The organism is Variovorax sp. EBFNA2, assembly GCF_033802765.1.
GTDB classification, from domain to species: Bacteria; Pseudomonadota; Gammaproteobacteria; order Burkholderiales; family Burkholderiaceae_C; genus Variovorax; species Variovorax paradoxus_H.
This window is the reverse complement of sequence record NZ_CP138496.1, coordinates 1,941,393-1,956,839: the sequence shown is the minus strand read 5'-3', so window position 1 is coordinate 1,956,839 and position 15,447 is coordinate 1,941,393. Positions and strand designations below refer to the sequence as shown.

General features: G+C 67.5%; 12 protein-coding genes. 10 read left to right on the top strand and 2 right to left on the bottom strand.

Translation table 11 applies throughout. From position 1 onward, the window contains the following. Positions 1-8: 8 nt before the first annotated feature. The 8 genes from RZE79_RS08975 (at position 9) to RZE79_RS08940 (ending at position 10,203) form a co-directional block, all read left to right on the top strand. Positions 9-1,046: a putative 2-aminoethylphosphonate ABC transporter substrate-binding protein gene (locus RZE79_RS08975; protein ID WP_373696545.1), complete on the top strand. Its 1,038-nt coding sequence runs from the start codon at positions 9-11 to the stop codon at positions 1,044-1,046. Between the two features lie 77 nt (positions 1,047-1,123). Next, on the top strand, positions 1,124-2,263 hold the full coding sequence (locus tag RZE79_RS08970) for a putative 2-aminoethylphosphonate ABC transporter ATP-binding protein (protein ID WP_319360035.1): 1,140 nt from the start codon (positions 1,124-1,126) through the stop codon (positions 2,261-2,263). Beyond that, the gene (locus RZE79_RS08965) at positions 2,260-3,984 is read left to right on the top strand and encodes a putative 2-aminoethylphosphonate ABC transporter permease subunit (protein WP_319360033.1); all 1,725 of its coding nucleotides are present in this window, start codon (positions 2,260-2,262) and stop codon (positions 3,982-3,984) included. The genes RZE79_RS08970 and RZE79_RS08965 overlap by 4 nt, the downstream gene beginning before the upstream one ends. A gap of 52 nt (positions 3,985-4,036) precedes the next feature. After that, positions 4,037-5,167 carry a 2-aminoethylphosphonate--pyruvate transaminase gene (locus RZE79_RS08960; protein ID WP_319360032.1) on the top strand — a complete coding sequence of 377 codons (1,131 nt, stop codon included), beginning with the start codon at positions 4,037-4,039 and terminating at the stop codon, positions 5,165-5,167. A 39-nt stretch (positions 5,168-5,206) separates the two neighbouring features. Continuing rightward, on the top strand, positions 5,207-5,998 hold the full coding sequence (locus tag RZE79_RS08955) for a helix-turn-helix domain-containing protein (protein WP_319360031.1): 792 nt from the start codon (positions 5,207-5,209) through the stop codon (positions 5,996-5,998). A 144-nt stretch (positions 5,999-6,142) separates the two neighbouring features. After that, a complete protein-coding gene (locus tag RZE79_RS08950; RefSeq protein ID WP_319360030.1) occupies positions 6,143-6,889 on the top strand; it encodes a hypothetical protein in 747 nt (248 codons plus the stop codon). Positions 6,890-6,929: 40 nt separating this feature from the next. Further along, positions 6,930-8,654: a hypothetical protein gene (locus RZE79_RS08945; protein WP_319360029.1), complete on the top strand. Its 1,725-nt coding sequence runs from the start codon at positions 6,930-6,932 to the stop codon at positions 8,652-8,654. Between the two features lie 106 nt (positions 8,655-8,760). Next, positions 8,761-10,203 (top strand): MFS transporter, encoded by a 1,443-nt coding sequence (locus RZE79_RS08940; RefSeq protein ID WP_319360028.1) that lies wholly within the window; start codon positions 8,761-8,763, stop codon positions 10,201-10,203. 7 nt (positions 10,204-10,210) lie between these two features. Here RZE79_RS08940 and RZE79_RS08935 read toward each other — a convergent pair whose 3' ends face one another. Beyond that, a complete protein-coding gene (locus tag RZE79_RS08935; RefSeq protein ID WP_319360026.1) occupies positions 10,211-11,500 on the bottom strand; it encodes an SUMF1/EgtB/PvdO family nonheme iron enzyme in 1,290 nt (429 codons plus the stop codon). 163 nt (positions 11,501-11,663) lie between these two features. Here RZE79_RS08935 and RZE79_RS08930 point away from each other — a divergent pair, with 163 nt between their 5' ends. Further along, positions 11,664-12,275 (top strand): TRAP transporter small permease subunit, encoded by a 612-nt coding sequence (locus RZE79_RS08930; RefSeq protein ID WP_153285377.1) that lies wholly within the window; start codon positions 11,664-11,666, stop codon positions 12,273-12,275. Between the two features lie 23 nt (positions 12,276-12,298). Further along, the gene (locus tag RZE79_RS08925) at positions 12,299-14,161 is read left to right on the top strand and encodes a TRAP transporter large permease subunit (RefSeq protein WP_319360025.1); all 1,863 of its coding nucleotides are present in this window, start codon (positions 12,299-12,301) and stop codon (positions 14,159-14,161) included. Between the two features lie 142 nt (positions 14,162-14,303). Here the strand turns inward: RZE79_RS08925 and RZE79_RS08920 are convergent, their stop codons facing one another. Beyond that, positions 14,304-15,386: a TRAP transporter substrate-binding protein DctP gene (locus RZE79_RS08920; protein ID WP_319360024.1), complete on the bottom strand. Its 1,083-nt coding sequence runs from the start codon at positions 15,384-15,386 to the stop codon at positions 14,304-14,306. Between the last annotated feature and the right edge of the window lie 61 nt (positions 15,387-15,447).

Here is a 15,447-nt window from a genome sequence, read left to right as displayed (position 1 = left end):
GAAAACAGATGACGATGAAACAAAGCACGCGCCGTCTCACGGCCGCCCTGTGTGTTGCGGCCCTCGGCCTCATGTCCGGCAGTGCGTGGGCGCAAAAGACGCCGCTCCTGGTCTACACGGCGCTCGAGACCGACGCCATGAAGCTCTACAAGGACGCCTTCGAAAAGGCCAACCCCGACATCGAGGTGAAGTGGGTGCGCGACTCCACCGGCATCGTCACCGCCAAGCTGCTGGCCGAAAAAGCCAACCCGCAGGCCGACGTGGTGGCCGGCCTGGCCGCCAGCAGCCTGGCGCTGCTGCAGCAGGAAAGCATGCTGCTTCCTTATGAGCCCAAGGGCTTCAAGGAGTTGAACCCTGCGTACTCCGACGCCGCCCGCCCGCCCGCCTGGGTCGGCATGGACGTCTGGGCCGCCACCATCTGCTTCAACCATGTCGAGGCGAAGAAGCTCGGCCTGCCCAAGCCCGAAAGCTGGAAAGACCTGACCAAGCCCATCTACAAGGGCACGATCTCGATGCCGCACCCGGCCTCCAGCGGCACGGGCTACCTCGATGTGTCGTATTGGCTGCAGAACCTGGGCGACGCCGAAGGCTGGAAGTACATGGACGCACTGCACCAGAACATTGCGCAGTACGTGCACTCGGGCTCCAAGCCCTGCAAGCAGGCCGGCGCGGGCGAGTTCCCCATCGGCATCTCGTTCGAGTTCCGCGCGCACCAGGTGAAGAAGTCGGGCGCACCGGTCGACCTGATCTTCCCGAAGGAAGGCCTGGGCTGGGACATCGAGGCCACCAGCCTCATGAAGACCAGCACGAAGCTGGCGCAAGGCAAGCGCTTTGCCGACTGGATGGCGAGCAAGGAAGCCAACCAGATCAGCGCACGCTGGTGGGCCGTGGTCGCCTACCCGGGCGTGGTCTCGAAGCTCGAAGGCATTCCTGAGAACTACGAGAAGCTGCTGGCCAAGAACGACCTGAACTGGGCTGCGAAAAACCGCGAACGCATCCTGGCTGAATGGAGCAAGCGCTACGAAGGCAAGGCCGAACCCAAGTAAGCCCGACGGCATCCCCCGGTTTTCAATTCAAGGGTGCCGCCGCAACGGGTGACGCCCTCCAACGACGAGTGCGAAAAATGGACATGACCGACACCCGCTTCATTGCCAGCCAGTTGACCCCCACCGCGGCCCCGCCCGCGGCCCTCGAGATCGTCGGCGTTCGCAAGGACTTCGAAACCTTCAGCGCACTGCGCGACGTGCACCTGCGCGTGAACCCCGGCGAGATGCTGTGCTTTCTCGGCCCCTCGGGCTGCGGCAAGACCACGCTGCTGCGCATCATCGCGGGCCTCGAAACACAGACCGCCGGGCAGATCCTGCAGAACGGCAAGGACGTCTCGTGGCTCTCGCCGGACAAGCGCGACTACGGCATCGTGTTCCAGTCGTATGCGCTCTTTCCCAACCTGTCGATCGCGGAGAACGTGGGCTACGGCCTCGTCAACAGCCGCGCGAAGCGGGGCGAGATCAAGGCGCGCGTCGACGAGCTGCTGAAGCTGGTCGGCCTGCCGACCTCGGGCGCCAAGTACCCGAGCCAGCTCTCGGGCGGCCAGCAACAGCGCGTGGCCCTGGCCCGCGCGCTGGCCACGCGCCCCGGCCTGCTGCTGCTCGACGAGCCGCTGTCGGCGCTCGACGCGCTGGAGCGCATCCGCCTGCGCGGCGAGATCCGCCGGCTGCAAAAGCAGGTCGGCATCACGACCATCATGGTCACGCACGACCAGGAAGAGGCGCTCTCGATGGCCGACCGCATCGTGGTGATGAACCACGGCGTGATCGAGCAGGTCGGCACGCCGATGGAAATCTACGAACAGCCGGCCACGCCTTTCGTGGCCGACTTCGTGGGCAAGGTCAACGTGCTGCGCGCGGTGGCGCTGGGCAACCAGCGCTTCCAGGTCGGCGACATGGAACTGCAGTGCGACGCCTGCGACGGCGCCTTCGAGCCCGGCGACGACGTCAACCTGTACCTGCGCCCCGAAGACCGCGCCGTCGAGCACCTGCACGAGGACACGCCCAACCGCCTGCAGGCCAAGGTCACGAAGGTCGAGTTCCTCGGCGGCCTGTGCATCGCCGAGGTGACGGCCGACGCGCTGCACGGCCAGGTGCTGGGCCTGCACTTCTCACTGAACCAGCTGCACGACCTGGACATCCGCGAGGGCAACACGATCGACATCGCGCTGCGCGCCAACCGCATCCGCGCCTTTGCCGCGCGTCCGGCCCAATGAACACGCTGGTACATCCCCGCCCTGCGTTGGCCGCGCGCCCCGCCCTGCGCTGGAGCCGCGACGAGACCATCGCGCGCGCCATCCTGTTCGTGGTGATGGCGATGCTGTTCGTGTTCCTCGTTGCGCCGCTGCTCACCATCCTGGCGCACGCGGTGCAGGACAAGAACGGCAACTTCGTCGGCCTGGCCCACTTCATCACCTACTTCCAGACACCGAGCCTGCTGCGCGCGGCGTGGAACTCGGTGTGGGTGTCGGCCGCGGTGGTGATGATCTCGGTGCCCACGGCCTTCGTGTTCGCCTACGCGCTCACGCGCAGCCGCATGCCGGCGCCGCTGAAGGCGGTGTTCCGGCTCATCGCGCTCATTCCGCTGCTCGCGCCCTCGCTGCTGTCGGCCATTTCGTTCGTGCAGTGGTTCGGCAACCAGGGCGCGCTCAAGTTCCTGCTGGGCGGCGCCTCGATCTACGGTGCGCCCGGCATCATCCTGGCCGAGGTCTACAACACCTTTCCGCACGCGCTGATGATCCTCGTCACCGCGCTGTCGCTGGCCGACGGCCGGCTGTACGAGGCGGCCACCGCGCTGCGCACGCGGCCCTTGCGCCAGTTCATGACGATCACCCTGCCCTCGTGCAAGTACGGCCTGATCAGCGCGGCCACCGTGGTCTTCACCTACGTGGTGAGCGACTTCGGCGCACCCAAGGTCATCGGCGGCAACTTCAACGTGCTGTCGGTCGACGTGTTCAAGCAGGTGGTCGGGCAGCACAACTTCTCGATCGGCGCGGTGGTCGGCATGCTGCTGCTGCTGCCGTCGATCATCTCGTTCGTGATCGACTACGTGGTGCGGCGCAAGCTGAAGGCGCAGCTCACGGCGCGCTCGGTGCCCTACACGCCCAAGCCCCGCAAGGTGGCCGATGCCGTGCTCACGCTGTTCTGCACCGTGGTCTGCGGCCTGCTGCTGGCGACCATCGGCATGGCGGTCTACACCTCGGCGATCTCGCTGTGGCCGTACGACCTGTCGTTCACGCTCAAGCACTACCACTTCGTGCTCATCGAGAGCGACATGGCCGCCGCCTACGGCAACAGCCTGATGGTGGCGATGGTGACTGCCGTGGCCGGCTCGCTCATCGTGTTCGTGGGCGCCTACCTGATCGAGAAGACGCGCAACCTGGGCCTCATGCGCAAGGGCATGCACCTGATGGCGGTGCTGTCGATGGCGGTGCCGGGCCTGGTGCTCGGCCTGGGCTACGTGATGTTCTTCAACCATCCGTCCAACCCGCTGAACTTTCTCTATCAGACGATGGCGATCCTGATCATCTCGATGGTGGTGCACTACTACACCTCGAGCCACCTCACTGCGGTGACGGCGCTCAAGCAGATCGACAACGAGTTCGAGGCCGTGTCGGCCTCGCTCAAGGTGCCGTTCTTCAAGACCTTCCTGCGCGTGACGGTGCCGGTGTGCCTGCCGGCCATTCTCGACATCGGGCGCTACTTCTTCGTGGTGTCGATGGCCAGCCTCTCGTGCGCCATCTTCCTGTACACGCCCGAGACCATCCTCGCGTCGGTCGCGATCATGCACCTGGACGACGCCGGCGACATCGGCCCGGCCGCCGCGCTGGCCAGCCTGATCGTGGTCACCTCAACGCTGGTGTGCATTGCCTACGCGCTGCTCACGCGCGTGCTGCTCGCACGCACGCAGGCCTGGCGCAACCTCAGCCGCGGCTGAACGATTCCTTTCACCTCTCGCCCCTCATTTCCTTTCCCTGCCTGGAGACACCATGAGTCAAGCCGCCCACCCCATCCTGCTCACGCCCGGCCCCCTGACCACCTCGGACCGCACCCGCCAAGCGATGCTGCGCGACTGGGGTTCATGGGACGCCGACTTCAACCAGATCACGGCGCGCATCCGCAAGGAAGTGCTGAACATCGTGCACGGCACGGGCACGCATGAGTGCGTGCCCTTGCAAGGCAGCGGCACCTTCTCGGTCGAAGCGGCCATCGGCACCATCGTGCCGCGCAACGGCCATGTGCTGGTGCCGAGCAACGGCGCCTACTGCCAGCGCCTCGCCAAGATCTGCAAGGTGCTGGGCCGCAAGCTCACGACCATCGACTACACCGAAGAGAAGCAGGTCTCGCCCGCCGACGTCGACCGCGCGCTCGCGGCCGACCCGAGCATCACGCACGTGGCGGTGGTGCACTGCGAAACCGGCGCTGGCGTGCTCAACCCGCTGCACGAGATCGCGCTGGTCGTTGCCAAGCACGGACGCGGCCTGATCATCGACGCCATGAGCTCTTTCGGCGCACTGGACATCGACGCACGCAAGACGCCGTTCGATGCCGTGGTCGCCGCTTCGGGCAAGTGCCTCGAAGGCGTGCCGGGCATGGGCTTCGTCATCATCAAGCGCAGCACGCTCGAGCAATGCGAAGGCAACTGCCACTCGCTGAGCATGGACCTGTACGACCAGTGGGTCTACATGGAGAAGACCACGCAATGGCGCTTCACACCGCCCACGCACGTGGTCGCCGCGCTCGACACCGCCATTGCGCAGTACATCGAGGAAGGCGGCCTGCCCGCGCGCGGCGGGCGCTACGCGCGCAACTGCAAGGCGCTCATCGACGGGCTGGCGACGCTGGGTTTCCGCAGCTTCCTCGACCCGCTCATCCAGGCGCCGATCATCGTCACCTTCCATGCGCCCGACGACGCCAACTACGACTTCAAGACCTTCTATCAAGAGGTGAAGAAGCGCGGCTACATCCTCTACCCCGGCAAGCTCACGCAGGTCGAGACCTTCCGCGTGGGCTGCATGGGGCACTTCGGCGACGCGGGCATTCCGGGCGCGGTGGCGGCCATTGCCGACACGCTGAAGGCGATGGGCATCCGGCAGGTGACGGCGGCCGTTCCGGCATGATGCCGGCCGGAGGGCGCGGGCCCTTTCCGAAGGACGCCCATGACCGCACAGAACTTCCTGCATCTCTGGGACCGCAGCTTTCTCTACGTCACGCCGGCCATCGAGTCTGACCTGACGGCCCGCTCGTCGGTGACGCTGCTGGCCTCGGTCAGCGGCCATCCGTTCCGGCTGGAGGCCGCCGACGGCACGCGCGCGCTGTGCACGGCCGCGCTGGTGGCGCCGGGCACGCAGCGGCGGCTGTATGTCGACGGCTGCGGGCTGCTGTCGCTCAACCTCGATCCGGGCTCGATCGCCTACCGCACGCTCTCGCGGTGGATGGGCGAGCGGGGCATCCTGCCGATCGATGCGCAGTGCTTCGGCCGGCTGCGCGACAGCTTCGAGGCGGCACAGTGCGGGGCGCTGGCCGAGCACCACCTGCAATCGCTCAGCGCACGGATGGTGGAGGCCGTCACCGGCCGGCCCGAGCCCGCGGGCGGGCTCGATCCGCGCATCGACAACGTGATGCGCGTCGCCCGCTCGCATGCGGGCCCGTTGCCGCTGCAGGAGCTGTCCGAGGTGGCCTGCCTGTCGCCCGACCGCCTGACCCACCTGTTCCGCGAGCAGGCGGGCGTGTCGATCAAGACCTATCTGCTGTGGGCCAAGGTGCGCCGCTCGGTGCAGCAGTTCGCCAGCGGCCGGCCGCTGGCCGGGATTGCGCTGGACGGCGGCTTCGCCAGCGCGGCCCACATGAGCCGCACCTTCCAGTGTTCGTTCGGCCTGCCGCCCTCGTTCCTGTCGCGCCGGGTGTGCGTGACGGCGGACGAACAGGCGGAGCGCGTCTGGGGGCAGTGAGCGCAGTGCAACACGGTTGCATCGCTGCGCATTTCTCGTTTGTACCTAGAACCTTAGCGGCTGCATGAAAGTGCGCGCCGCGGTCCCTGTCTACGCTTCCCGGGTGACGGAAACGAACAAGACAAGAGACAAGAGAGGTTCCCGGTGCGCTCCCGCTTATCGACATCCGCCAGGCTCGGCCTCGGCGCCGCCACCCTGCTGACGGCGCTCGGCGCCTGGTTCTTCTTCGCCGACCCGGACAGCCATGCCGCCACGCGCGACACGGCCGCTGCCGCTGCGGCTTCCGCCCACGCACAGGCCGCGCCGCGGGAAGGCGTCGTGCTCGCCAAACGAGCACCGGTCTACACGCCCTTCGCGCCGGGTGCGTCGCCCTACCAGACCTCGGCCGGTGCGCGCGAGCGCGGCCTGGACCTCGTGCAGCTGCGGCGCGACCTGGCCGGCACCGGCAAGGACGTGGCGCAGGAGGTGGACCGCATCGTCGCGCTTGCACGCTTCCGGGACCGCATCAACACGCTGGCGCAGATGCTGCCGAACCTCGGCGACGAGGAGCGGCGCGACGAGTCGTACGCGATCCTGGAGCAGCTGCCCCGGCACGTGGCCAACGGCGAGATCCTGCCCGTGGAGGCCATCGCATCGACGCGCGCGCTGATCCAGATCGGCGAGCCCGACCCCACCATTCGCGACGCGCTCACCAAGCAGCTGACCGAGTCATTGCAGGCGCACGCGCGGCAGATGGTCGGCCCCGCGCCCACCACCGAACCGCGCTACCAGAGCTACACGCAGGCCAGGAACCAGATGGCCGGCGAGGTGCAAGCCTCCGTGCAGGACCCCGATGAACGACAACGGGTGATGGCGCGCAGAGAGCTCGAGATCCGAAGTCGCCATTACTGAATCCGAATCCTTCATCGCAAAAAATCAGGAGCCGCACAACATGAAGCAGGTGAGAGTTCTCTGGAAAATCGCGGCCGCGCTGGCCGTCTCGCTGTCAGTGGCCGCGGCCAGCAGCGCCTCGACACCCGAACAGGAAAGCAGCGCGCCCACCCTCTCCGCACAACGCAGCCGGGCCGATGCGCAGGCCTTCATCGACGAGGCCACGCGCAAGTACAACGCGGGCCTCACGACCAGCTCCAAGCCCGGCCAGACCATCGTGCCCGCCGCGGGCCCCAACTGGTCGGCCGACCTCGACACCTGGGTCGAGTACACCTTTCCGGCCAGCTCGGGCGCGTCGTGCATGAACGGCACGCCGTACCGCATGTACTACAAGGTCTCCTCCGATGCCGGCATGCGCGACAAGGTGCTGGTCGACTTCGAAGGCGGCGGCGCGTGCTGGGACTTCGAGTCGTGCCGCCCCGACGCCGCGACCGGTGCAGCCAACCCCGACGGCCTGCCCTCGGGCTACATCCAGGGCGACGGCATCGTGTCGAACACCGCGCTGCTGCTCACTTCGCCGGTGCTCGAGGGCAACACCCTCCTCGTCGAAGCGGCCGCGCGCCTGCTCTTCGGTCGCGGCTCGGGCAAGCTGGACGACGGCTGGTGGGGCCGCCTGTGGCAGACGACCACGGCGCCGGAAACCCAGAAGTGGACCAAGCTCGTCTTTCCGTACTGCACGGGCGACGTGTCCGCCGGCGCGAGCTTCCGCGCGTTCGACGACCCGGCCGCACCCGGCGACGCGACGAAGACCAAGTACCTCAACTTCAACGGCCTGAACAACGTGCGCGCGGCCATGAAGTTTTTGCAGGACCACCAGTTCACGCAGAGCCTCTCGCAGCGCGGCTACCTGCAGCAGCTGCTGGTGTACGGCGGCAGCGCCGGCGGCTACTCTGCGCAGTTCAACTACCCGATGATCCGGCAGGCGCTGGCCGGCGAGAAGACACGCGTCGCGCTGCTCAACGACTCGGGGCCGCTGTTGACGGCGCCGGTCTACGGCACGGGCGAGACGATCCCGGCCGCCGACCTGGAGAAGACACCCGCGGCCAAGTTCTGGCAGCTGGCCAGCCACACCTGGGGCTTCTTCCAGCAGCCGCTGGCCGCCGACCTGCGCGTGCCCGGCCATCCCGAGTACGCCGAGCAGGCCAGCGGGCTCATCGCGCGCTGGGAAAAGACGACGGGCAAGAAAGTCGACATCGCCAAGGCCACCGGCGGCACCACCGGCAACTTCAGCAAGGTGCTCTCGCAGCGCTACCCCATCGATCGCTTCGGGCTGTCCACCTTTCAGCAGGACCAGGTCATCTCGCGCTTTTTCTTCATCGGCGCGCAGAACGCCGAGGTCGTGGGCCTCGAAGGCTCGGCGCTGCGCGATGCGAAGCTCAAGCTCTTCCGCAAGGAGATGGACCTGGTGCGTGCCGACCTCGGCCCGCTGCCCAACTTCGGCTACTACATGCCGTGGTCGCGCTACCTCGTCATCGGCAGCCACGTGACGACGGCGCTGACCTTCGCGGGCACCGAGACCACGCGCGCCGCGAACATCCGCGATGACGGCGGCCGCATCCAGCCGGCCTTCGACGGCGACGTGGGCCACTTCCTGAACAACCTGCTGAGCGTGAACACGCTCGACGCCGAGCCTGTGCTGAAGGAGGTGGGACCGGAGAAGGCCGAGTCGCTCAACCTGGCCGGCGTTGCGGGCTGGCTGCTGGCACTGTTCAACGTGTTCGGCTGACCGGCGCCGAAGATCCCACGGCAGCGCGTCCACAGCCCATGCATCGCAGACCATGGCCGGCGTGGTCCTACAGCGCCGGGCGCGGCAGCCGCCCAGAATGCTGCGCATGACGGTTCTGCGCAGCGACATCCCTGCCCGCCTGGACCGCCTGCCGTGGTCGCGCTGGCATTGGCGCGTGGTGATCGCGCTGGGCGTGGCCTGGATCCTCGACGGCCTCGAGGTCACGCTGGTGGGCTCCATCGGCGCGGTGCTGGAGCGGCCCGACACGCTCGGGCTCACGGCGGGAGAGATCGGCTGGTCGGGCTCGATCTACATCGCGGGTGCGGTGATCGGCGCGCTGGTGTTCGGCCGGCTCACCGACCGGCTCGGGCGCAAGAAGCTCTTTCTGCTCACGCTGGTGGTCTACACGCTCGGCACGCTGGCCACGGCCTTCTCGCCCAACTTCGCCTTCTTTGCGCTGTGCCGCTTCGTCACCGGGCTGGGCATCGGCGGCGAGTACGCGGCCATCAACTCGGCCATCGACGAACTCATTCCGGCGCGCGTGCGCGGGCGCGTCAACCTTGCGATCAACGGCAGCTTCTGGATCGGTGCGGCGCTCGGCGCGGCGCTGAGCCTCGTGCTGCTCGACGCGCGCGTGATCGGCCCGGTGTGGGGCTGGCGCGCGGGCTTTGCGCTGGGCGCGGTGCTGGCGGTGGCCATCCTGCTGGTGCGGCGCCATGTGCCCGAGAGCCCGCGCTGGCTCATCGCGCACGGGCGCGCCCAAGAGGCCGAGCGCATCGTCGCGGACATCGAGCGCGAAGTCGAAGTGCAGCATGGGCCGCTGCCCGCCGCGCAAGGCCACGTGATGTACACCGCGGCGCGCCAGAACAGCCCGCCGATGCGCGAGGTGGCGCGCGTGCTGCTGCAGCGTTACCCGGCACGCAGCATGGTGGCGGTGGCGCTGATGGTGTCGCAGGCGTTTTTCTACAACGCGATCTTCTTCACCTACGCGCTGGTGCTCACGCGCTTCTACGACGTGGCCGAAGGCCGCGTGGCGCTGTACATCTTTCCGTTTGCGCTGGGCAACGTGCTCGGACCGCTGCTGCTGGGCCCGCTGTTCGACAGCGTGGGCCGGCGCAAGATGATCGCGCTGACCTATGTACTGGCCGGCGTGGGCCTGGCGCTCACGGGCTGGGCCTTCATGCAGGGCTGGCTCGATGCGCGCAGCCAGGCGCTGTGCTGGTCGGCGGTGTTCTTCCTGGCGTCGGCGGCGGCCAGCTCGGCCTACCTGACGGTGAGCGAGGTGTTTCCGCTCGAGATGCGCGCCATGGCCATCGCGATCTTCTATGCCATCGGCATGGGCGCGGGCGGCTTCGCGGCGCCGGTGCTGTTCGGCCTGTTGATCGAAACCGGCAGCCGCGGCGCGGTGATGGTGGGCTATGTGATCGGCGCCGTGCTGGTCATCGTCGCGGGGCTGCTGGCGCTGCGCTACGCGGCCGATGCGGAGCGCAAGCCACTGGAAGAAGTGGCGCCGCCGCTGTCGTCGGAAGCGGGCGGCGAACGGCCCTGACGGCGCGCTACAGCGCGCAGGTGCGAAAGCCGAAGAAGCCGTCGTCGGAATCGGGCAGCGCGAAGCCACGTCGACGCGGCGAGCGCAGCCGCGCACGGGTCGCGAACGAGGCGCCGCGCAGCACGCGCGCGCGGCCGAAGGCGGCCACGGGGTCGAACTCGCCGCCGGCGCTCCACGGATCGGCGCGGAAACCCGGCCAGGGCTGCAGCGTGCCTGCCGTCCACTCGTGCACGTCGGCCCAGCGGAAGCCGCGCCGTGCGGCCGTGTGGGCCGCGATTTCCCATTCGACCTCGGTCGCGATGCGCCGGCCGGCCCAGCGCGCCCAGGCGTCGGCCTCCCACCAACTGAGATGCACGGCGCTGTGGTGCCCGGCCGCGCGCACGGTGACGCCGAAGCGCTGCTGCAGCACCGAGCCGCCCGTGCCGTTGCGGGCCACGCCGATCTGCTCGACGTGGCGCGGTCCGCGCCGGCCTTCGGTCTGCGCGGCGAGCCAGCGCCAGCCGTCGCTGTGCCACAGCTCCTCGCGGTCGTAGCCGCCGTCGTCGACGAACTGGATGTACTGGTCCCAGGTGACGGGCTGGGCGTCGATCTCGAACTCGGGCACGTCGACGCGGTGCGCCGCGCCTTCCTGCGCGAACAGGAAGCCGCTGTGCTCGGGCAGGCCAAGCTCCCAACGCGTGGCGGGCAGCAGCAGCGGCTCGTGCGTGACGGCGATGGGTGCCGGCTCGATGTTCAGCGGCAGGCCCAGCGTCTGCGCCAGCACCACGAGCTGTTCGCCGCGCAGGTCTTCATGGAACAGCGCGAGCCGGTAGAAGTACAGGCCGGCATCGGTCTCGGCGGCGTTCTCGAGCAGTTCGAGCGTGCTCTCGAGGGTTTCGAGCAGGTAGGCCTTGGTCTGGCCCAGGCCCGGCAGGTCGGGCGACCCGCTGCGCTCGGCGGCGCCGTGGGCGGGGTTCCACCAGTCGTCGGCGTCGGGGTCGATGGCGGCCAGCCGCGTGGGGCGCACGGGGCAGTCGATGCCGAAGGCACGCTGGGTGTTGCGCCCGATCCACCATTCGGCGAACCAGCCGATGTGGCCCGCCAGCCAGACCGGCGGCAGCACGCCCGGCTGCTGCGGCACGCGCATGCTTTCGCCCAGTGCCTCTTCGAACAGGGACAGCAGGTGCAGCGTGTGGTTGCGGGCGTCGATGAGGGCCAGCGAGAGCAGGTCGCGGCCGGCGCGGCGCATGTCGGGGGAGTCGATCGACAGCGGGCCCGCTGCCGCCGGGGCCGGTGGGGGGCGCGGAGTCTGGGCCATGTCGCATTATGGCCACCATGGCAGCCCTGGGTAGGACCCGAAAAGAACTTTCCGCGTACACCGATAGAATCCGAGCCGCCTCTTGCACCCGACCCGTTGGCACACAAAGCCAGTGCGTCGGGTGCCGTCGTATCGGGGCATCCAATACAAAAATGGAGATGTAATGCAAGGCTTGCTCAAGCTGTCCCGGGCCATTGACTGGCTCAATGCCCAGGTCGGCAAATACGCCATCTGGCTCATCCTGGCCGCCACGGTGATCAGCGCCATCAACGCGATCGTCCGCAAGGTCTTCAACACCAGTTCCAACGCCTTCCTCGAAGTGCAGTGGTACCTGTTTGCCTGGTCGTTCCTGGTGGCCGCCGGCCTCACGCTGCTGCAGCGGGAACACGTGCGCATCGACGTGGTGAACAGCCGCCTGTCCAAGCGCACGCAGGTGTGGATCGACATCGTCGGCTTCACCCTCTTCCTGACGCCGCTGTGCATCACGGTGCTGTGGCTGTCGATGCCGGTCGTGATCCAGATGTACCAGTCGGGCGAGATGTCCGGCAACTCGGGCGGCCTGATCCGCTGGCCCGTGTGGGTGGCACTGCCGGTGGGCTTCGTGCTGCTGATGCTGCAGGGCTGGTCGGAACTCATCAAGCGCATCGCGTTCCTGCGCGGCGAAGGGCCTGACCCGATGGGTCGCCTGACCGACAAGACCGCCGAAGACGAACTCATCGAGGCGCTGCGTCGCCAGGCCGAGGCGGACGCCGCCGCGGCCAAGCCCCAGCACTGAACGGCCAAGGCAGAAAAGACACCATGGAATTCATTGTTGCCAACTTCGCCCCGATCATGTTCGCGGGGCTGATCTGCTTCCTGCTATTGGGCTTTCCCGTCGCATTCAGCCTGGGCGCCTGCGGCCTGTTCTTCGGACTCGTGGGCATCGAGCTGGGCGTGTTCCAGTCGTCCGTCATGGCCTGGCTGCCGCAGCGGCTCATCGGCATCATGGCCAACGACACGCTGCTCGCGGTGCCCTTCTTCACGCTGATGGGGCTCATATTGGAGCGCAGCGGCATGGCGGAAGACCTGCTCGACACCGTCGGCCAGGTCTTCGGTCCGATGCGCGGCGGCCTCGCCCTGGCGGTGATCTTCGTCGGCGCTCTGCTGGCGGCCACCACCGGCGTGGTGGCGGCTTCGGTCATCTCGATGGGCCTGATCTCGCTGCCCATCATGCTGCGCTACGGCTACGACCGGCGCCTGGCCAGCGGCGTGATCGCCGCCTCGGGCACGCTGGCGCAGATCATCCCGCCCTCGCTGGTGCTGATCATCATGGCCGACCAGCTCGGCAAGAGCGTCGGCGACATGTACAAGGGCGCCTTCCTGCCCGGCTTCATGCTGATGGGCATGTACGTGCTGTACGTGGTGTTCCTCGCGATCTTCAAGCCCGCGCAGGTGCCCGCGCTGCCGCCCGAGGCACGCACCTTCCGCGAACCCAACGGCGGCGGCGGCTACGCCTCGCTGGTGGGCATCACCGCGCTGTCGGCCGTGGTGGCCGTGTTCCTGGCGCGCAACATGGAAACCGTGCACACCTGGTTCCAGGGCGAGCCGGTGACCTTCGTGGCCACCGACGAAAAAGTCGTGGTCGCCATGTGCGGCGGCGTGTTCGTGGCGCTGGTGATCGCGCTGATCAACAAGGGCCTGAAGCTCAACCTGCTGTCGCGCCTGGCCGAACGGGTCACCTTCGTGCTGATCCCGCCGCTGCTGCTGATCTTCCTGGTGCTGGGCACCATCTTCCTGGGCGTGGCCACGCCGACCGAAGGCGGCGCCATGGGTGCCATGGGCGCGCTGGTGATGGCCTGGGTGCGCCGTCGCATGAGCTTCACGCTGCTCAAGCAGGCGCTGGGCTCGACCACGCGGCTGTCCAGCTTCGTGATGTTCATCCTGATCGGCGCGACGGTGTTCAGCCTGGTGTTCCAGGCCGCCGACGGCCCGATCTGGGTCGAGCACCTGCTGACCTCGCTGCCTGGTGGCCCCGTGGGCTTCCTGATCGCGGTGAACGTGCTGATCTTCTTCCTGGCGTTCTTCCTCGACTACTTCGAGTTGTCGTTCATCGTGGTGCCGTTGCTGGCCCCGGTGGCGCACAAGATGGGCATCGACCTGATCTGGTTCGGCGTGCTGCTGGCGGTGAACATGCAGACCTCGTTCATGCACCCGCCCTTCGGCTTCGCGCTGTTCTTCCTGCGCTCGGTCGCCCCCGAAAAGCAGTACGTGGACCGCGTCACGCAGAAGGTCATGGAGCCCGTCACCACGATGCAGATCTACAAGGGTGCGATTCCCTTCGTGCTGATCCAGCTGACGATGGTGGGCGTGCTGATCGCGTTCCCGCAGATCGTGACGGGCAGCCTCGACAAGGAAGTGAAGGTCAACCTCGACGACATCGGCGCGCAGATGCGCGACAGCCTGAAGCCCGAAGAAGGCGCACCGCCGGCCGACCCGTACGGCGGCGCGGAAGAGTCGGAGCCGAAGATCGAAGTGCCCGGCGCGGAAGGCGCGGCACCTGCGGCGCCTGCCGCACCTGCAGCGGCCCCGTCGTCGACGCCCGAGCCGGCTGCCGAGACCGGCGAGAGCGATCCGATGAAGGCGATGCAGGACGCATTGAAGTCGCCGCCGCAGAAGCCCTGAGCGGCCTCCCCGCTCCAGCCACCAAGCCCCCGACCCCGGGGGCTTTTTTCATGTCCGCGCGAAAGCAGCGGACAACGCGCACCAACGAAAAAGACCGGCCTGCTTGCGCAGACCGGCCTTTGGATGAAGCCTCAGCAGATCGTCAGATCTTGACCGAGTTCATGTACTGGTTGAACGGGTACTCCGAGAAGCGGTTCCACAGGATCTGGTCGCGCTGGAAGGCGCGCATGTCCTGGTGGATCTTCTTGAACTCGGGCGACTTGCCTTCGTGCAGCGCGAACACTTCCATCGAGGCCTTGAAGCCGGCGTCCATCACGGCCTTCGGGAAGGCCTTGAGCTGCGTCTTGGCAGCCACGAGGCGCTTCAGGGCGACGGGGTTGTAGGCGTCGTACTTGGCGGTCATGTCGCGTGCGGCGACCTTGGTCGCGGCATCGAGGATGGCCTTGTTCTCGTCCGACAGCTTGGCAAACGCCTTGTTGTTGATGAAGAACTCGAGGTCGGCGCCGCCTTCCCACCAGCCGGGGTAGTAGTAGAACGGGGCGACCTTGTTGAAGCCCAGCTTTTCATCGTCGTGCGGGCCGACGAATTCGGCCGCGTCCAGCGTGCCCTTTTCGAGCGACTGGTACACGTCGCCGGCCGGCATGTTCTGCGACACCACGCCCAGCTTGGCCATGGCCTCGCCGAACACGCCGCCGCCCATGCGCATCTTCAGGCCCTTGAGGTCTTCGACGGTCTTGATTTCCTTGCGGTACCAGCCGCCCATCTGCGTGCCGGTGTTGCCGGCGCTGGCGGTGCGGAAGTTGTACTGCGCGAAGAAGGCGTCGAGCAGCTTGCGGCCGTTGCCGTACTCTTTCCACGACTCGTTCTGGCGCGCCGTGAGGCCGAAGGGAACGGCGCAGCTGAACGCGAAGATCGGGTCCTTGCCGGTGAAGTAGTAGGCGGCGGATTGCGCCATTTCGAGCGTGTCGGCCTGCAGGGCATCGACCACGCCGAACGCGGGCATCAGCTCGCCGGCGGGGTGGACCGAGATTTCGAACTTGCCGCCGGACAGGGCCTTGACCGTCTTCGAGAGCATTTCAGCGCTGCCGAAGATGGTGTCCAGGGAACGGGGGAAGCTCGAGGCCAGGCGCCAGCGAACCGCGGCCTGCGCATGGACGGCAGGTGCGATGCCAGCGGCCAAAACGCCGGCGATGCCCGCGTTTTTGATGAGGGAACGACGATCCATTGAATTCACTCCGAGTGCTTTGGAAAAAACAAAACGCGGCTTGTGACCGCGTCAGGGACTT